Annotated in this window: 17 protein-coding genes; all 17 read left to right on the top strand. The window is 51.8% G+C overall.

The features are described 5' to 3' along the window. The 17 genes from dapG (at position 1) to rny (ending at position 19219) form a co-directional block, all read left to right on the top strand. Positions 1 to 1227, top strand: a complete 1227-nt coding sequence (dapG, locus tag BM299_RS05755; protein WP_092482509.1) for an aspartate kinase — start codon at positions 1 to 3, stop codon at positions 1225 to 1227. A 38-nt stretch (positions 1228 to 1265) separates the two neighbouring features. Then, a complete protein-coding gene (gene dapA, locus BM299_RS05760; protein ID WP_092482510.1) occupies positions 1266 to 2150 on the top strand; it encodes a 4-hydroxy-tetrahydrodipicolinate synthase in 885 nt (294 codons plus the stop codon). A 266-nt stretch (positions 2151 to 2416) separates the two neighbouring features. After that, positions 2417 to 4081 carry a ribonuclease J gene (locus BM299_RS05765; protein ID WP_092482511.1) on the top strand — a complete coding sequence of 555 codons (1665 nt, stop codon included), beginning with the start codon at positions 2417 to 2419 and terminating at the stop codon, positions 4079 to 4081. Between the two features lie 85 nt (positions 4082 to 4166). After that, positions 4167 to 4988, top strand: a complete 822-nt coding sequence (locus tag BM299_RS05770; RefSeq protein ID WP_092482512.1) for a ClpP family protease — start codon at positions 4167 to 4169, stop codon at positions 4986 to 4988. Continuing rightward, entirely contained in the window at positions 4985 to 5200 is a 216-nt protein-coding gene (locus BM299_RS05775; RefSeq protein ID WP_092482513.1) for a YlzJ-like family protein, read from the top strand. Before BM299_RS05770 ends, BM299_RS05775 begins: the two co-directional genes overlap by 4 nt. Positions 5201 to 5608: 408 nt before the next feature. Beyond that, positions 5609 to 5755, top strand: a complete 147-nt coding sequence (locus BM299_RS05780; protein WP_281246361.1) for an undecaprenyl-diphosphate phosphatase — start codon at positions 5609 to 5611, stop codon at positions 5753 to 5755. Positions 5756 to 5853: 98 nt separating this feature from the next. Further along, complete coding sequence (locus BM299_RS05785; protein WP_092482515.1) at positions 5854 to 8151, top strand: DNA translocase FtsK; 2298 nt, start codon at positions 5854 to 5856, stop codon at positions 8149 to 8151. 85 nt (positions 8152 to 8236) lie between these two features. Continuing rightward, the gene (mnmH, locus tag BM299_RS05790; RefSeq protein ID WP_092482574.1) at positions 8237 to 9298 is read left to right on the top strand and encodes a tRNA 2-selenouridine(34) synthase MnmH; all 1062 of its coding nucleotides are present in this window, start codon (positions 8237 to 8239) and stop codon (positions 9296 to 9298) included. Between the two features lie 6 nt (positions 9299 to 9304). Beyond that, positions 9305 to 10105, top strand: a complete 801-nt coding sequence (locus BM299_RS05795) for a helix-turn-helix domain-containing protein (RefSeq protein ID WP_092482516.1) — start codon at positions 9305 to 9307, stop codon at positions 10103 to 10105. A 104-nt stretch (positions 10106 to 10209) separates the two neighbouring features. Next, positions 10210 to 11541, top strand: coding sequence for a 30S ribosomal protein S12 methylthiotransferase RimO (gene rimO / locus BM299_RS05800; RefSeq protein WP_092482517.1), 1332 nt, complete (start codon positions 10210 to 10212; stop codon positions 11539 to 11541). Then, a complete protein-coding gene (gene pgsA / locus BM299_RS05805) occupies positions 11538 to 12083 on the top strand; it encodes a CDP-diacylglycerol--glycerol-3-phosphate 3-phosphatidyltransferase (protein ID WP_092482518.1) in 546 nt (181 codons plus the stop codon). Before rimO ends, pgsA begins: the two co-directional genes overlap by 4 nt. Before the next feature lie 163 nt (positions 12084 to 12246). Continuing rightward, positions 12247 to 12813, top strand: coding sequence for a hypothetical protein (locus tag BM299_RS05810; protein WP_131820610.1), 567 nt, complete (start codon positions 12247 to 12249; stop codon positions 12811 to 12813). After that, positions 12806 to 14287, top strand: coding sequence for an AAA family ATPase (locus BM299_RS05815; protein ID WP_092482520.1), 1482 nt, complete (start codon positions 12806 to 12808; stop codon positions 14285 to 14287). Before BM299_RS05810 ends, BM299_RS05815 begins: the two co-directional genes overlap by 8 nt. Before the next feature lie 205 nt (positions 14288 to 14492). After that, entirely contained in the window at positions 14493 to 15737 is a 1245-nt protein-coding gene (locus tag BM299_RS05820; RefSeq protein WP_092482521.1) for a competence/damage-inducible protein A, read from the top strand. Between the two features lie 80 nt (positions 15738 to 15817). Then, positions 15818 to 16864: a recombinase RecA gene (recA, locus tag BM299_RS05825; RefSeq protein WP_092482522.1), complete on the top strand. Its 1047-nt coding sequence runs from the start codon at positions 15818 to 15820 to the stop codon at positions 16862 to 16864. Between the two features lie 4 nt (positions 16865 to 16868). Next, a complete protein-coding gene (locus tag BM299_RS05830) occupies positions 16869 to 17363 on the top strand; it encodes a regulatory protein RecX (protein WP_165608202.1) in 495 nt (164 codons plus the stop codon). A gap of 287 nt (positions 17364 to 17650) precedes the next feature. Beyond that, complete coding sequence (gene rny, locus BM299_RS05835; protein WP_092482524.1) at positions 17651 to 19219, top strand: ribonuclease Y; 1569 nt, start codon at positions 17651 to 17653, stop codon at positions 19217 to 19219. Positions 19220 to 19224 lie beyond the last annotated feature (5 nt).

Genomic DNA, 19224 nt, shown 5'->3' on the forward strand with positions numbered 1-19224 from the left:
ATGAAATACATCGTTCTCAAGTTCGGGGGGACTTCGCTGGTATCTCCCGAACTTAGGGAAAGGGTGGCGGGCAAGATCATTGCCGCCAAAGATGAAGGTTACGTTCCCGTGGTGGTGGTATCGGCCATCGGGCGGGAAGGTGATCCTTACGCTACCGACACATTGATCAGCCTGGTCAAACAAACATATCACGATCTACCCGCCCGTGAAATGGATATGCTAATGTCCTGTGGGGAAATTATCTCCGGGGTGGTCATGGCCGCAACTTTACAAGCCATGGGGTACCCGGCCGTTTTTCTAACCGGGGCCCAGGCGGGGATAATTACCGATCGCAATTATTCCGGAGCCAGGATTTTACAGGTGCAGGCCAAAAATGTCACCAGGTATACCCAGGAAGGTTATATAGTAGTGGTGGCCGGATTTCAGGGCACCACGGAAGACGGTGAAATCACTACACTGGGCCGGGGCGGCAGCGATACTACCGCGGCGGCGTTGGGTGTGGCGTTAAATGCCGTTTATGTAGATATTTACACCGATGTTGACGGCATTATGACGGCGGACCCGCGTATCGTGGCGGAAGCAAAAGCCCTGGAGGTCATTACTTATGATGAAATTTGCCACCTGGCGCATGAAGGGGCCAAGGTGGTGCACCCCCGGGCAGTGGAAATCGCCATGCAGAAGAGCATACCGCTGCGCGTGCGTTCAACTTTTTCTGATTCGCCCGGTACGCTGGTAACCAATTCCGGTGAAGTTTATAAAGGTACCATTGACATTACCAAAGATCGCATTGTTACCGGCATCACCTATATATCGGGCATTGCGCAGTTTATAGTCCGCATCGGCGCTACTGGCGAAGGGCTCAAACAGCAGCGCCGCATGTTCAGGGCGCTGGCGCTGGCCGGGATCAGCATTGATTTTATTAATATACTGCCGGAAGTGGTTTTATTTACCGTCAAAGATGATGTGGCTGAAAAGGCGGTCAAGGTGCTGGAAAATACCGGCTATATGTCGGAAGTGATTACCGGGTGCGCAAAGGTTTCCGCAGTGGGGGCGGGCATGTCCGGGGTGCCCGGAGTGATAGCGGACATAGTGGAAGCATTGACCAAGGATGATATCCAGATTTTACAATGCAACGACTCACACACTACCGTTTGGGTGCTGGTCAGGCGCGAGGAAATGGAAAAGGCCGTCAGGGCCCTGCACAGGCAGTTTAAACTGGATCAGTAAAAAGCAGGGAAGTTCAACCTGGAAGGAAGGTGAAAGTTTTGGCTATTGATTTCGGGCGCGTATTAACGGCCATGGTAACGCCTTTTAAAAAGGATCGGACAATTGATTTCGACCAAGTCAAAAAATTGGCCCGGTACCTGGTGCAATCAGGTTCAGACGGATTGGTCGTTGCCGGAACCACCGGCGAGTCGCCCACACTGACCAAGGAAGAAAAAGTGGAATTGTTTCGGGTGGTGGTGGAAGAAGTTGGCGGCGATGCCGTTGTAATCGCCGGTACGGGCGGCAACAATACTTCGGCCAGCATCGAATTGACGCAGGCGGCGGCAAAGGTAGGGGTCGACGGTGTAATGCTGGTGGGTCCTTATTACAATAAACCGTCCCAGGAAGGGTTATACCAGCATTTTAAAACCATTGCCCAGAGTACCAATTTGCCTGTCATACTGTACAATGTCCCCGGGCGTACGGCAGTGAACCTGCAGCCGCAGACGGTTGTACGCTTGTCCAAGATCGACAACATTGTCGCCATTAAAGAAGCATCGGGCAACCTGGATCAGGTTAGCGAACTGCGCCGTTCTTTACCCGACCACTTCGCCATATACAGCGGTGATGACTCACTGACCCTACCGATCATGGCCCTGGGAGGCAAGGGGGTCATCAGCGTGGCGGCGCACTTGATCGGATCGCGCATCCAGGAAATGATCAATGCTTATACCTCCGGCAACGTGACCATGGCTACCAAAATACACTGCAGCGTATTCCCGGTTTTCAAGGGTATGTTTATCACCACCAATCCGGTACCCCTGAAAGCCGCACTGAACATGCTGGGCTGGCAGGTGGGCGCGCCCCGGTTGCCGCTGGTTGAGGCCACGCCGGAGGAGAAGGAGAGCATCAAAAAAATTCTTGCCGAAGCCAATTTATTTTAAACCTGGGATAAATATATTTTATTTGAGGGAGCCTATGAGAGCTCCCTTTTATATTTTCTTGTTTACATTTTATACCGGAAATAGTATTATAAAGGTCTGTTATATAAATGCGTTAATCTTGTTCTGGACCCGCAGATAAAGTATAATGGATTAGCGAGTTTTGAACGGACATTTTTAATAAAACAGAATATTTCCCCGCCTTCTCCAAATTATCACCGTAATATAACAAACTTTTTCGTTAACATCATAGCTGCGGGGGGTGTGATATGGCACGCGAACCAAAAGTTTCTTTGATCCCGTTAGGGGGATTGGGTGAGATCGGCAAAAACATGATGGTGGTAAAATACGGGGAAAATATTCTGGTTATTGATTCCGGATTGATGTTCCCGGAAGAAGACCTGTTGGGCATTGATATGGTCATTCCCGATATTACTTATTTGCTGGAGAATAAGAATCTAGTGCGCGGGATCGTACTGACGCACGGGCATGAGGACCATATCGGGGCGCTGCCCTATGTCCTTAAGGAACTTAATGTCCCGGTATACGGAACCAAGTTGACCCTGGGTATTCTGGGCGGAAAATTACGGGAACAACATATGTTGGACAGCGTCAAGCTGAATTGCGTAAAACCACGGGATGTAGTGCAAATTGGTCCGTTTAAAATTGAATTTATCCGCGTATCCCATAGTATTCCCGATGCCGTAGCCCTGGCCATTGAGACCCCGGTGGGTGTTATTGTGCACACCGGCGATTTCAAGATCGACCAAACTCCGGTGGATGGAGAAGTAATTGATTTTCACAGGCTTGCCCAGTGGGGAGAAAAGGGCGTTCTGGCCCTGTTAAGCGACAGCACCAACGTGGAAAGACCCGGTTATACCATGTCGGAGCGGGTCGTGGGACAAACTTTTGACGAAACCTTTCGGCAGGCCAGTGAAAGAATCATTGTGGCCACTTTCGCTTCCAACGTGCACAGGCTGCAGCAGGCCATCACTACGGCGCACCGTTATAACCGCAAAGTGGCCGTGGTGGGCCGCAGCATGGTCAATGTGGTCAGCATTGCTTGCGAACTGGGTTACTTGAATGTACCGGACGGTTTGCTGGTGGAACTCGACGAGGCGGCCAAACTGCCCAGGAACCGGATAGTCTACCTGACAACGGGCAGCCAGGGGGAGCCCATGAGCGCCCTTACCAGAATGGCCAGCAGGGACCACCGCCAGGTGGAAATTATGCCCGGGGATACCATAATCATTTCCGCTACTCCTATTCCGGGTAATGAAAAGTTGGTGTCCCGGGTAATCGACCAGCTTTTTAAACAGGGGGCAAATGTTATCTATGAAGCGGTATCGGGCATCCATGTCAGCGGGCACCCCAGCCAGGAAGAATTGAAATTGATGATCAACCTGGTAAAGCCCAAGTTTTTCATGCCCGTACATGGTGAATGCCGCATGTTGATTAAACATGCCCAGTTAGCTCGGGAAATGGGTATCCCGGAATCCAACATTTTTGTGGGCGAAAATGGCCAGGTGGTGGAGATATCCAGGCGCAGCGGTCGTTTTGCCGGGCGGGTCACTTCCGGACGTGTGCTGGTGGACGGCCTGGGGGTCGGCGATGTGGGTAACATTGTGCTGCGTGACCGGCGGCAGCTTTCCCAGGACGGGATATTAATCGTGGTGGTGACCATGAGCCGCGATACGGGGCTGATTGTTTCCGGGCCGGATATTGTCTCGCGCGGGTTCGTCTATGTTCGTGAGTCCGAGCAACTGATGGAGCAGGCCAAGGCAAAAGTAAAGCAGGCATTGGAAAAGTGTTCATCCAAGAAAATTTCTGAATGGGCATCAATCAAGTCCCAGGTGCGGGACGATCTTAGCAGATTTTTGTTTGACAAAACCAGGAGAAGGCCAATGATTTTACCGATCATCATGGAGGTTTAAAATACGCAGGCGAATAGCCTGCGTATTTTTTTGGCAGTTTTTAATCATAATAAAAATGAGAACCTGAGGAACGGAGTGGATAGTAATGACGTTTTATGAATCTTTTGAGCAGGTACCCGGAATCTTTCCCTACCAACCGCCGTCCCCTCCGGGTCCCGGCAATGACCCGGACCGGCGAGAAAACCCCGACAATGAGCCGAATAAAGAACGGACCAAGGTAGTAGGTAAAACCAAAAGTTCCATGGAAGCGGTCAAGGAAATGGGTGCCACCCAGATACCCGAAGTAAAAAGCAATATCCACTGCCTGACCATTGTGGGCCAGATAGAAGGCCATTTGGTACTACCGCCGCAAAATAAAACGACCAAGTACGAGCACATGATTCCGCAACTGGTCGCCCTGGAACAAAATCCCGAAGTAGAGGGCGTATTGATTGTCCTGAATACCGTGGGGGGTGACGTAGAGGCGGGGTTGGCCATCGCGGAAATAATATCCAGCATGTCCAAACCCACCGTGTCGGTGGTGCTGGGCGGCGGGCATAGCATTGGTGTGCCCATAGCAGTGGCCACGGATTATGCGTTTATTGCCGAAACGGCCAGCATGACTATTCATCCCATCCGGCTGACCGGGCTGGTTATCGGAGTGCCCCAGACTTATGAGTACCTGGATAAAATGCAGGATCGCGTGGTGCGATTTGTGACCGCCCATTCAGCAATCACTGAGGAAAAATTCCGGGAATTGATGTTCCGCACCGGGGAGCTGGCCCGGGATATCGGCACCGTGTTGATCGGACAGGATGCTGTGGAATGCGGGCTGATTAACGAAGTGGGTGGTATGCAGCAAGCCCTGGCCAGGTTAAAGAATTTAATTGAAGAGAGGAAGACGCGAAACGAGGTGCCGCTGCAATGATATTATACACGCCCATGCAACTGGAACTTGTTTTGGCCGGCCTGGAGCAGATGACCCACCATCCGGAAAGGGCCACCACGGTGCATGGCGTGCCGGCCCTGGTGCGTAAAGTCGGCGGCAGGGAAGAACTGGTACAACTACTTAGTACCAATCCGGCTGACTATTTGCGCGGTGACCTATACCCGGGGGCGCCGGTTAAACCGGACGATTAAAAATAGTCTAATTTTAGGAAACTATTCACCGAAACATTTGACTGCTGTGGTATTGCCCATAAGCGAACGACTTGCGTAGCGCCGTAACAGCACCCGGCGAAGCTTTTAGGTAACCGGATAGCGGCGCAAAACCGGCGGCTCACTAACGTTTGCGGTTTAAACAGATGAGCTTTAAAGTCAATATGTCAAAAATAATAAAACATATTGCGCCGCCTTTGCAGCGCCGCTAATCCGGTCCGAAGCAAGGCGTGGTGCTGTCGGCGCGAAGCACTGGAGTGGGCGCTCTAGCAATACTACAGCGGGCTTGCTGAATAGTTACAAATTAAAAACATTTGTCAGCTTATGGTGTTTATCTGCGGATAAACACCATAGCTTTTTATATCTCCCGGTGAAATTAATGCGATCTTTCTGGTCGGGGTGGCAGTTTCAGCGGTGGTCGGCTTTCTGGCCATCAAGTTTCTGCTCAGTTATTTATCCCGGCACAGTTACTCCATTTTTGTCTGGTACCGCCTGCTGGCCGGTGCGCTGGTAATTATAACATACTTTCTCAGGTGACAATACCGGTTTGGCAAGCCGGTATTTTTTTAACTATGTAAGCAGGAATTATATTGCAATAATGGAATAACTATACTTAGAAAGGAGGTGCGAAAATTATGCCGCGTGGTAACAAGTTGAAAGATGAATTAAAGTACGAAATTGCCGGCATTACCCTGCTGGCTCTGGCCATATTAATTTTTATCAGCATCATCAATCCTTCCGTCGGGATGGTGGGGAAACTGGTCAACAATTCATTGATGCGCTTGGCGGGTGAAGGACGATATTTATTACCTGTTTTGCTGGCTTTTTTCGGCTGTAAAATGTTATATCGCAAAAGCAAGGCGAGAATGCCCGTCAATATATACGGGGCAATGATCGTTACCGTTGTTGCTTTAACCTTGCTGCATTTTTCAATACCCGGGGACTATGTCTTAAAGGCCGGGTTGCAGGGTGACGGCGGCGGTATTATTGGCGGCGTTACTTATTTTTTGTTGCTGAAGTCATTTGGTATCTGGGGCGTGTATATAATATTGGCCGCCCTGTTGCTTGTGGGCCTGCTGCTGCTGACCAATCAATCCATTGTAGTTTTGATAAATTATGTCTGGCATAAAACTGCGGGGGTGCTAAAAAAAACAATTCGCCTGGTGGATGACTTTCTGTTTGTCAATAGCAGCGACGGTGAGGCGGACGAGCAGGAAGATGCCCCCGTAATCATTGACCGGTGCAATGTAAACGATATGCCCGGCAACCCGGTGGACAAGGATTATCTGGCCGAAGATGGGGAAGAAGATGCAGCGGGGGAACCGGTGGCCACTTTGCAAAAGGAGCGAAAATCCAACATCATTTACTATCGCCCGTTCAGGCAGGCCGCAGACGGGGAAGCGGAAGCCTACGCCGAAGAAAAATATGAAGAGACGCCGGCAAACCGGGCGGAGTTGAAAAAAAGCCCTCCGGCCACAGGCAAAAAGGTATATAAATTGCCATCCATATCGTTACTGGCTAAGCCGGTGCGTGGTAAAATAAACAAGAATAACCGAGATATCACCGAGAATATTAAAAGGTTGGAAGAAACGCTGGTCAGCTTCGGCATCAAAGCCAAAGTCACCCAGGTTTCCAGGGGGCCGGCGATTACCAGGTACGAAATCCAGCCGCCCCCGGGAGTAAAAGTCAGCCGGATTGTCGGCCTTGCCGATGACATTGCTTTAAGTATGGCGGCGCCGGATGTGCGGATTGAGGCACCCATTCCCGGCAAAGCGGTGGTGGGTATTGAGGTGCCGAATAAGGAAATAGCCACGGTATACCTGCGCGAACTGGTGGAAACGGTTGATTTTCAAAAATCACCGTTGCATTTAACCATTGCCCTGGGCAAGGACATTGCGGGCAATCCCATCGTGGATGACCTGGCCCGCATGCCACACCTGCTCATCGCCGGGGCCACCGGGGCGGGGAAAAGTGTTTGCTTGAACACCCTGATTGCCGGGTTTTTGTTCAAATCAACGCCCGAACAGGTTAAATTTTTAATCATTGACCCCAAAATGGTGGAACTGACCACGTTTAACGGTATTCCCCATCTGGTGTCTCCCGTGGTTACCGACCCCAAAAAAGCGGCCACTTCTTTGCGCTGGGCGGTTAAGGAAATGGAATACCGTTACGAGCTTTTTGCCCGCTCGGGTACGCGCGACATAATTCGTTACAATAACCTGATGCGCCGTCAGGGGAATGATCCTTTGCCCTTGTTGGTTATCATAATTGATGAATTGGCGGATTTAATGATGGTGGCGCCGGCAGATGTGGAAGACGCCATCTGTCGGCTGGCCCAGATGGCCCGGGCGGCCGGCATCCACCTGGTTGTGGCCACTCAGCGCCCTTCCGTCGACATTATTACCGGCCTGATCAAGGCCAATATTCCGTCCCGAATCAGTTTCGCCGTATCATCGCAAATTGATTCGCGCACCATTTTGGACATGGGTGGGGCGGAAAAATTACTGGGCCAGGGAGATATGCTGTTTTGCCCGGTGGGTGCGTCCAAACCGGTCCGGGTTCAGGGAGCATATTTGTCGGACCGGGAAGTGGAAGTGCTGGTGCAGTTTTGGAAGCAGCAGTCCGAACCGGATTATGATGAAAGCATTGTCAAAGAGGCAGCACAAACGGTCGATGCACCAGACCCGGAAGACGAACTGCTGGCTCTGGCGGTTAAAATATTTTTGGAAACGGGGCATGCTTCCATTTCACTTTTACAGCGCCGCCTGCACATTGGCTATGCCCGTGCGGCCAGGTTGATCGATATCATGGAAAATAAAGGATACGTGGGCGGTTACGAGGGCAGTAAACCAAGGACTGTACTAATTACTCCGGACGAATATATGCGGCAGTTTTACAGCCGGCCGGATGCTCAGGCAGGAAATGACAATTAAAAAGGAGGATAAATATTGAGTTGTGTCGAAGGGAAAACCTAACTTTGTTTTTAATCCCTTGCTACCGGAGGACAAGTTGCAGTTTATGTACAGGGACGTTGCTATTACAAGGGCCCTTATCGAATTAAAGGATATACCTTTGGTTGATCTCCGTTCACCGGGCGAGTACTCTACGGCTACCATACCCGGCGCCTGTAACATTCCGCTGCTGGACAACATTGAACGGGCCCTGGTGGGTACCGCGCATAAGGAGGCGGGGCCGGATAAGGCCAGGGAACTGGCCATGGAATTAATTGCCCCACGGCTGCCCGATTTTGTTTATTCTTTTAAAAAAATTGCTCCCCAAAAGGAAGTAGTTATTTTCTGCTGGCGGGGAGGCGACCGCAGCCATTTTACCGCTTGCATCCTGGATGCCATGGGCTTCAAGGTGCACCGGATACTTGGCGGTTTCAAGGCTTACCGCCGTTATGTCATTGAATATTTGGAAAGGGATACGCTGCCGCTGCGTGCAGTGGTCATTCATGGTTTGACCGGGGTGGGTAAAACCGATGTTTTGTTGGCACTACGGCGCCGGGGCTTCCCCGTGCTCGACCTGGAGGGACTGGCCCGGCACAGGGGATCGGTGTTCGGTAAGATTGGTCACCCCCCTTCCCCCACCCAAAAGATGTTTGAGGCGCTTATCGAGCGGGAATTGCGGCGGGCGGAGGATTACGGCATTTTTTTCGTGGAATGTGAAAGCCGCAGACTGGGTAAATTGACTGTGCCGGCTTCGGTATTAAACAACATGCAAAGGGGGTACCGGATTTTGCTTTATGCGCCGGTCCCAACGCGGATATCACGTATTATAAGGGATTACGCGGACGGTGGGACAGGTAATTTGGCCGCTCTCCAGGACGCGGTCGGCCGGTTGACAAAATACCTGGGTAAGAATAAAGTAGTCGAATTAAATCACATGCTGGATATGGGTGATTTGTCAAACGTCATTGAGTTTCTCTTGTTGCATTATTATGATCCGTTGTACAATTATCCCGACGGGCCAAGCGGTGCATATGATTTATCGGTAAATACCGGTGATATGGCGGCTGCGGTGCAGGTAATTGAAGATTTTGCCTGCAATTTGCCGGAATACAATATTCCGGGGAGGTGACGGCATTTGTCCATTGGTGAGGTATTGCAGCGGGCCAGGGAAGATATGGGGGCCACTCTGGAAGACGTGGAAAAAGAAACCAAAATTCGCCGCAAATATATCATTGCCCTGGAAAAGGATAATTTTGACGTTTTGCCCGGTCGCGTTTACGTTAGAGGGTTTTTGCGCAATTACGCGCGTTTTTTGGGAATGGACGGGGAAGCTCTGGTTAACCAGTATAACGAACTTTTTGCGCCACTGAAAGGGGAACAGGCGGTCCAGGAGCCGTTTATGGAGCAACCCGCACGGCCCACGGGTTGGCGAAGGGGCCTGACCGTTGCAGTGGCGGTAATTCTGGTGGGGCTGGCGTTATATTGGAGCGGGATACTGGATAGAAATTTACGGGATGAAATGGCCGACGACGGCCAATATCAAGGACCGGCCAAATCCCTTGGCGAAAAGTCGCCTGATTCAAACGGCGGGCCTTCCGGAAACCAAAAGCAGGCGCCGGGTTCGGCGGCTGAAAGAGATAACAAGGGCGATACCGGCGCTGATGCCCAAGGTGTGGACATGGTTTTACAGGTTACGGACCGGGAATGCTGGATGCGCGTGGTAGTGGATAATGAAAGTGTTTTCGAGGGCACGGTGGGACCCAATAACGTTAAAAAATTTGCGGGCCGGGAAAGTATTTGGGTGAAACTGGGCGATGCCGGTGCCGTTAAGGTCTGGGCCAACGGCAAGGACTATGGTTATCTGGGCGGGCCCGGAGATGTGGTCAAAAGGGTATTCACGTTGAAAAAGGACGGTAAACAAGCTGCCGGGGGATGATCCAACATGCCTTCCGGCTTTTTATATGCACCACGTTTATTTCTTTTGACAGCAGCCGTTTTTCTAAGTTATACTGGTGTGAAGAATTGGAAAAGGTGTTGTAGATGTCCACAGTAATTGGTTTTATCAGTCTTGGCTGCCCCAAAAACAGGGTGGATACCGAAACCATGCTCGGGTGCCTGGAAGGGGCCGGCTATACTTTAACAGGGGACCTGGCAGAGGCCGAAATAATTGTCATCAATACCTGCGGCTTTATAACTGCGGCCAAGGAGGAGTCCATAGAGGCCATTCTTGAAGCCGCGCGATACAAAAAAACCGGTCGATGCCGTTACTTACTGGTAGCAGGCTGCCTGCCCCAGCGGTACGGCCGGGAGTTGTTGCAAGAAATGCCGGAAATAGACGGCGTTATGGGCACCGGGGCGGTGCCCGAAATAATTGCTGCGCTGGACAGGATGCAAGCGGACGAAAGGGTGTTGGCGGTACATGATCCGGGTTATATAGATCACGCGCCGGCGCCCAGGAAGTTGACCACGCCCGGACATACCGCTTACCTGAAGATCGCCGAGGGCTGCGACAATTGCTGCTCCTATTGCGCCATCCCCGCCATCAGGGGCCCTTATCGCAGCCGACCGATGGATGTTGTTCTGGCCGAGGCGCAGGATTTGTGCGCCCGGGGGGTCAGGGAACTGGTCGTCGTAGCCCAGGAGACCACCCGGTACGGGTTGGACCTTTATGGCAGATATGCTTTGAGGGAATTGCTGCAGGGACTGGTGGCCCTGGAAGATTGTCGGTGGATCAGGCTGATGTATTGTTATCCGACTTCTTTTACGGATGATTTAATTGAACTCATAGCTTCCGCTGAAAAGATATGCCCTTATATTGATTTACCTCTGCAGCATATTAATAACCGTATTTTAAAAATGATGAACAGGCGGGGAAACAAGGAAGTCATTGTCAATTTAATTACGAAATTGCGCCGGTCCGTACCCGGACTGGTTTTGCGCACCACCTTTATTGCCGGATTCCCCGGTGAAACCGAGGAAGAATTTGCCGAACTGCTTGACTTTATGGAGCGGGTTAAGTTTGAGCGGGCCGGTGTATTCGGTTTTTCGCCCGAAGAGGGCACGCCGGCGGCGGCATTGCCGGGCCGGCTGGATGAAGAAACCATCGCGGCGCGGGTGGACAAGGCCATGCGCCTGCAACAGGGCATATCACTGGCTTACAACCGGCAGCAAGTCGGGCGGGAAGTGCAGGTGCTGGTGGAAGGCTGGGACGATGAAGCAAAAATGTACTGGGGCAGAACCAGGGCTGACGCTCCGGAAATAGACGGCCGGGTATTTTTTACTTCTTATGATGATGTTCGGGCGGGAGATTTTGTGCAGGTTAAAATTTTGGCTGCCGCGGAATACGATTTATCGGGAGTACGGACAAAATGAACTTACCGAATCAACTGACCTTGCTCAGGATTTTGATGGTGCCGGTCTTTCTGGTGCTGCTCTCGTTACGCTTACCCCTGGGCGATTATATCGCGGCGGGCGTTTTTGTCCTGGCCGCCTGCACCGACGGATTGGACGGATATATAGCTCGCAAACATAAACAAATTACCAGTTTGGGCAAATTGCTGGATCCGTTAGCTGATAAGTTGCTTGTATCAGCAGCACTTATCGCCCTGGTGGAGCTTGGCCGGTTATCCGGGTGGGTGGCGGTGGTGATTATCGGGCGGGAATTCGCGGTAACGGGGTTGCGTTCTCTGGCCGTTGCGGAAGGGGTGGTCATTGCGGCCAGTAAACTGGGTAAAATTAAGACCATTACGCAGATTGTGGCCATTGTGGCCATGTTTTTACGCAACTTTCCCTTTAGCTTGATTGGTGTACCCTTCAGTAATATAGCTATGGCCGTGGCCGTTATATTCACTATCTGGTCGGGCATGGATTATTTTCAGCAAGCCGGTTTTCTGTTACGCAAGCAAAGAAATTAAGTGCATGTACCCTTGCCGACGGCAAGGCTTTATTTTTGCTGGAGACAATTCCCTGCCAAAAGGGCGCCCCGGTTATGTTATAATAATTCATTGTCAGAACAAGTATGTATGCCGGTTGTTTTTGTTTCCAGCCGGGGCTTCACGGGTAGAAAGGAATGATAAAATGCGCTGGCAGGGCTTTAAAATTCATGTGGTAATTATATCTCTGGTCGTCGGACTGGCGGCGTTTATGGGAGCGCACTGGCTGTATACCAGCTTGAATTTCCAACAGCCGTTGCAAAAGCAAATGGATAACAACAGCCTGGTGGCCTCTTATAAGATTGTGGAAAACGGGGACCGGTACAAAATTATTGTTTCTTTGCGGAACCGCGAAAACATGAATTTAATGCAGTCTTACCGTCAGATATACGATAAAGTACGGGAGATAATGGGCAACCGCCCGTTTACCATTGAATTGGTCAACCGGCCGAATGACCGGTTGAACGGTGTACTGAACCAAGGGCGGTTTGCCATTCATGAAGCGCTGGTGAAAGGCAACTTCCGGGAGATGTTTGACGCTTTGCATCGGTACGCCCGCCGGGCCGGCGTGGAATCAAGGGTTTATATTGACGATGACTACGTTTACTGGCAGATGCGGGACGGCGCAAATTACCTTTATGAGGTAGTGCCCAGGGGAGTGTCTACCGGCGGTGGAGCATTGGGTTTGGAAAGGGGGTATGACGGTGCTTAAAGAAGTTGGTATGGGGCTGGGTCTGGCGGCGATTTTGTTTCTAGTGATATCCGGCTATGATGTCACCCCGATATTGTTTATGGGTTTGGCCGCCGGGTTGCTGTTTTATATCGCCCGGTCCCGCGGCATGCTGACGGCAACTTTTAACGCTGCGCCGGCCGCCTGCAGGCCCGAGGTTTGCTTTGCCGATATCGGTGGACAGAAAACCGCCGTAAATGAATTAAAGGAAGCATTGGATTTTATTAAAAACCACGAGCAAATCATAAAACTGGGTATCAGACCGCTCAAGGGCATTTTGCTCACCGGGCCGCCGGGAACCGGTAAAACCCTGCTGGCCAAGGCGGCCGCGGGCTATACCGACTCGGTTTTTGTGGCCTGCAGCGGCTCCGAATTTATTGAAATGTACGCCGGCGTGGGCGCGCAGCGGGTGCGTCAGCTGTTTAAAACGGCCCGGGACAACGCACTCAAGCAGAAGAAAGAAAGTGCCATCATTTTCATTGACGAAATTGACATCCTGGGCGGTAAAAGGGGACAGAATACCAGCCATCACGAGTATGACCAGACACTGAACCAGCTGCTGGTGGAAATGGACGGAATGAAAGTCAACGATAAGGTTCGTATTCTGGTGGTGGCCGCCACCAACCGGGTGGACATGCTGGACCCGGCGCTGTTGCGTCCAGGGCGGTTTGACCGCCAGGTAAAGGTGGACCTGCCGGACAAGGCGGGCCGCCTGGAAATATTGAAGCTGCACAGCCGCAACAAACCCCTGGCCGATGATATCGACCTGGAAAAGATAGCACAGGAAACTTTTAGTTTCAGCGGGGCTCACCTGGAAAGCCTGGCCAATGAAGGCGCTATTTTGGCCATGCGCGAGGGATGCGTAAAAATTGAGCAGAGGCATTTTCTTGAAGCCATCGACAAGGTGATGATGGGTGAGAAGTTGGACAGGCGCCCGGCCAGGGAAGAGTTGGAGCGGGTGGCCGTGCACGAAGTGGGACATGCCCTGGTCAGCGAGCGCATTCGTCCGGGTTCGGTTTCAACGCTCACCATTACGCCGCGCGGCCAGGCGCTTGGGTATATGCGGCAGGTGCCGGAAGACGACACTTACCTGCATACCAGGGAGTACCTGGAAAATCAAATTCAGGTTTTACTCGCCGGGTCAGTGGCCGAAGAATTGGTGCTGGGCAATCGCAGTACCGGTGCCGGCAACGATTTCCAGCAGGCCATAAAAATGGCCGGGCAAATAATCCGCTCGGGCATGTCCGAACTGGGCGTGGTGGACCCGGAAATACTGCCGCCGGATCTGCGTTACCGGGTGGTCAGCAGTATCATCAGGGGGCAGGAAAAGAAGGTCAAGGATTTTCTGGGCCGCATGAAGGACGCCGTCAAACACATTGTACACACTTTACTGGCGGAGGAGAAAATATCCGGTGAGCGTTTCCGATTAATGATAAAACAGCATTTAATTCAATAAACTGATTTAGTTTTGCGCAGCTGCATAAAAGCCCCAAATGCCGGATAGGTATTTGTTATACTTATTACGGCAGTATATTAAATGCTGGCTTTTTATGCAAGCTGCGTATTTTGCATTCCTAAAATTATTGGCTTTGCCGGGTGAATGCAAGCAGGGAATGCTCCGACCCGGCGCGAATAGTCAAATTCAAACGGGGTGAAAAAAATTGCAGGCGCAAATAATTTTTACCGGTGACGAACTGCTCATGGGCGAGGTTTTAAATACCCACGCGCAATACCTGGGGCGGGAACTGGCCGCAATGGGGATTGAAGTGTTATTGCACACCACTGTCGGCGATAACCGGGCATTGCTCCGGGCGGTGCTCCAAAACGCGTGGGACCGCTCCGACCTGCTTATTATTACCGGCGGTCTGGGTCCCACAACGGACGACCTGACCAAGGAGACCGTGGCGGATTTTTTACAGCTGGACCTGGTCCCGGATAAGCCAACCCTGCAAGGGCTGGAAAAATTTTTGGCCCGGCGCGGCATTGCCATGGTGGAAAGCATGAAAAAACAGGCCCTGGTGCCGCGGGGTGCACGGGTTTTACCGAACCCTGTCGGTACTGCGCCCGGCTTATTGATTGAAAAGGATGATAAGATAGTTGTTTTGCTGCCCGGGCCGCCCCGCGAATTGCAGGCGGTATTTGCCGGTGCGGTGAAAGAGCGTCTAAAATTCGTGGCTGGCAAGGGCACGGTCATGCACAGCCAGGTTTACAAGCTGACCGGCCTGGGCGAGTCCCAGGTGCAGGATCGGTTGGCCGACATCGACGGGCGGGATAACCCGGTGATTTCTTACGTGGCGATGCCAGGGGAAGTGCATGTGCGCGTGTCGGCCAGGGCCGCCAGTGGAAAAGCGGCGAAGGATATGGTGGACGCGCTGGCCAGGCGGGTGGAAAAAAGGTTGGCCAAGTACATATTCAGCACCGGGGATGAGGAACTGAAAGAAATAGTCGGGGTTTTACTGGCTGATCGGGGAATGACTGTTTCCCTGGCGGAGTCATGCACCGGCGGCTATATTATGAAGCTGTTAACCGATGTCGCCGGTAGTTCGCGTTACCTGGCGGGCGGGGTAGTGGCCTATAGTAACGAAATAAAAACCAGCCAGCTTGGTGTTCCCCGGGAAACCATTGACCGGTACGGGGCGGTGAGTGAGCAGACGGCCAGACTGATGGCCGAGGGCGTCCGGCGGGCTGTCGGTTCCACCCTGGGCATCGGGGTGACCGGTATAGCCGGACCGGACGGCGGTACCCCGGAAAAGCCGGTGGGTCTGGTGTATATTGCACTGGCGGGCCGGGAAAAGACTGTTTGCCGCGGTTATCGTTTTCCCGGACAGCGGGCGGGAGTGCGCGCCGGCGCGGCAAACGCCGCATTACATATGCTCAGGCAGTATTTAACGTGTAACCGAAATTAATGTCAAATGTTTATTGACACCGACGGCTGCGGCAGATAAAATTATACCGAACATTTGTTTTTGATGAGGGGGTATTTTTTTTGACCGATAAGCAAAAAGCGCTGGATAATGCTCTGGCGCATATTGAAAAACAATTCGGCAAGGGGTCAATAATGAAGCTGGGCGAGGCTTCGGCCAGGATTAACGTAGAAGCTATCCCCACAGGTTCCTTATCTTTGGATATGGCCCTTGGTGTGGGCGGGGTGCCCCGGGGCAGAGTAGTGGAAATATACGGACCGGAATCCTCTGGTAAAACCACGGTGGCCCTGCATATTATCGCCCAGGCGCAAAAAACAGGCGGAACGGCGGCGTTCATCGACGCCGAGCACGCTCTGGACGCCAATTACGCCCGCAATATCGGCGTGGATATCGCCAATCTGTACGTTTCACAGCCCGATACCGGGGAGCAGGCGCTGGAGATTGCCGAACACCTGGTGCGCAGCGGAGCTGTGGATGTGGTGGTTATTGATAGCGTGGCCGCCCTGGTGCCCCGGGCGGAAATTGAAGGTGAAATGGGCGACGCGCATGTGGGCCTGCAGGCGCGGTTGATGTCACAGGCCTTGCGGAAGTTGACCGGCGTCATCAGTAAGTCCCGCTGTACGGCCATATTCATTAACCAGTTACGGGAAAAGGTGGGGGTCATGTTTGGCAGCCCGGAAACGACCCCCGGCGGGCGGGCGCTCAAGTTTTACGCCTCTGTGCGCCTGGATGTGCGCAAAATTGAGAGTTTAAAGCAGGGCACCGACGTTATTGGCAACCGTACCAGGGTGAAAGTAGTCAAAAACAAGGTGGCTCCCCCCTTTAAACAGGCCGATTTCGATATCATGTACGGCGCCGGCATATCCCGGGAGGGCTGTATTCTGGATGTGGCCGTGGATCTGGGCATAATTAACAAGAGCGGCGCCTGGTACTCGCACGGGGATGAAAGGCTGGGTCAGGGCCGGGAAAACGTCAAAGAACTGTTGAAAGAAAGGCCTGAACTGGCTGAGGAACTGGAAACCGCAGTACGCCGGAAAGTCGGCTTGCCTGCTCTGCAGGGTAAACTGGCACAGGCCGCTGCCGAGGCCGGCGGCACCAAGGTGGAATGATAAATTGACGCTTGCAGAACAGGTGCAGGTGGCCAGGAACAAATGTTACCGGTTACTGGCCTTACGGCCCCGGACGGAATATGAATTGCGAAGCCGGTTGCATGAATCAGGTTACCCTGCCCGGGTTACGGACCGAGTACTGGCGGATTTGAAAGAAAAAGGATTGATAAATGACGCGTTGTTTGCCAGGGACTGGGTTAGTTGGCGTCTTTGTTCCAAACCGGTGGGCAAGGCATATTTACGGGCGGAGTTACGCCATAAGGGTGTCGAAAGAAGTATAATCGAAAACACTTTGGCTGATTACGATGACGAAAGTGAAATGGAAAAGGCGCTGGCGTTGGCGCGGAAAAGATTGGCCAGGAAAGGCGACGGGCCGGCTCTGCGTAGACTGGCTGGTTTTTTGGCCCGGCGGGGATTTTCCAGCCATGTGGTGACTAAAGTTTTACGTTTACTTGCTGATGAAGGCCGGATAGATGGGGACCGGGTAGATATATCTTGACATGACAGCAGAAAAAAAGTACAATTAATGCTGGGAGAAAATAGAATTGGAATTATCCGGTTTTCGGTTCACATATATTTTAAAATTATATATGTACTGGGGTACCAGGAAGCATTCCTTGGAACGACAGTGTGATATTGCTAACCACTGCGTTATCTTAGCCGTGCCAGGTGGGTGTTTTTGCTGACCGTTGCCGGGGACAAACTGTTTTCCAGGTCCGATTCTATTTCTCACCGAGTTACGCTCGGTGTTTTTTTTGTTAACTGAGCAAACTTATCATAAAGTTATTGAAGTTAGGAGGTGACACATTGCAGGCCAACCTGACAATCACTATAATTGTTGCAGCAACAACAGCTCTTATTGCCTTCGGGGTTGGGTATCTGGTAAGAAAACTGATTGCCGAATCCAAAATTGCCTCCGCTGAAGCTCTGTCCAGAAAAATTATTGAAGAGGCGCAAAAGGAGGCCGAAGGTAAAAAACGGGAAGCAATACTTGAAGCAAAGGAAGAAATTTTAAAACAACGCAATGAAATGGAGCGTGAAAACAAGGAACGAAGAACCGAGCTACAAAGATTGGAACGCAGGCTGGTACAAAAGGAAGAAACACTGGACCGTAAAGTGGAGAGCATAGAAAAAAAAGAAGATATTTTAAACCGCAAGGAAGCGGAGGTTGATTCGCTGAAAGCCGACCTTTCCAATGCATACAGTCGCCAGGTGGCTGAGCTGGAAAGGATATCGGGGTTAACTTCCGAAGATGCCCGGCAGATATTACTGACCGATATTGAAAAGGAAATTCAGCATGAAGCCGCGCTGTTGATCAAGGAGATAGAAAACAAGGCCAAGGAAGAAGGAGAAAAACGGGCCAAGGAGATTATTACTTCCGCGATCCAGCGGTGCGCCGCCGATCATGTGGCCGAAACAACGGTGGCCGTCATACCTTTGCCCAACGATGAGATGAAAGGCCGGATCATCGGGCGTGAAGGCCGGAACATCAGGGCGTTTGAAACGGCAACCGGTATAGACCTGATTATCGATGATACTCCAGAAGCCGTTATTTTATCCGGTTTCGATCCCATACGCCGGGAAGTGGCCCGGATCGCCCTGGAAAAATTAATCGTTGACGGGCGTATTCACCCGGCCCGGATTGAGGAAATGGTGGACAAAGCCCGCAAAGAAGTGGACCAGCAAATCCGGGAAGCAGGCGAACAAGCCGTATTTGAAACCGGTATTCACGGCTTGCATCCTGAATTGATAAACCTGTTGGGCCGCCTTAAATTCCGCACCAGCTACGGGCAGAATGTTTTAAAGCACTCCATTGAAGTGGCCCATCTGGCGGGCTTGATGGCCGCCGAATTGGGTATGGACGTACAGTTGGCCAAACGGGCGGGACTGCTGCATGATATCGGCAAGGCGGTGGACCACGAGGTTGAAGGGCCGCACGTGGCCATAGGGGTGGAACTGGCGCAAAAATACCGGGAAGGGAAAGAAGTTATTCATGCCATTGCCGCGCACCATGGTGACGAAGAGCCCAAAACAATTGTGGCGGGTTTGGTTCAGGCCGCGGATGCCATTTCAGCGGCACGCCCTGGGGCGCGCCGGGAAACGCTGGAGGCCTATATCAAACGCTTGCAAAAACTTGAGGAAATTGCCGGTACCTTCGACGGGGTCGAAAAATCATACGCTATCCAGGCGGGACGGGAAATTAGAATTATGGTCAAGCCCGAAAAAGTTGACGATTTAGGTTCTATAAAGCTGGTTAGGGAGATTGCCAAAAAAATAGAAAATGAATTGGATTATCCCGGTCAAATAAAGGTTATGATTATTCGCGAAACGAGAGTTGTTGATTACGCTAAATAAGAAAG

The organism is Desulfoscipio geothermicus DSM 3669 (assembly GCF_900115975.1).
Lineage (GTDB): Bacteria > Bacillota > Desulfotomaculia > Desulfotomaculales > Desulfallaceae > Desulfoscipio > Desulfoscipio geothermicus.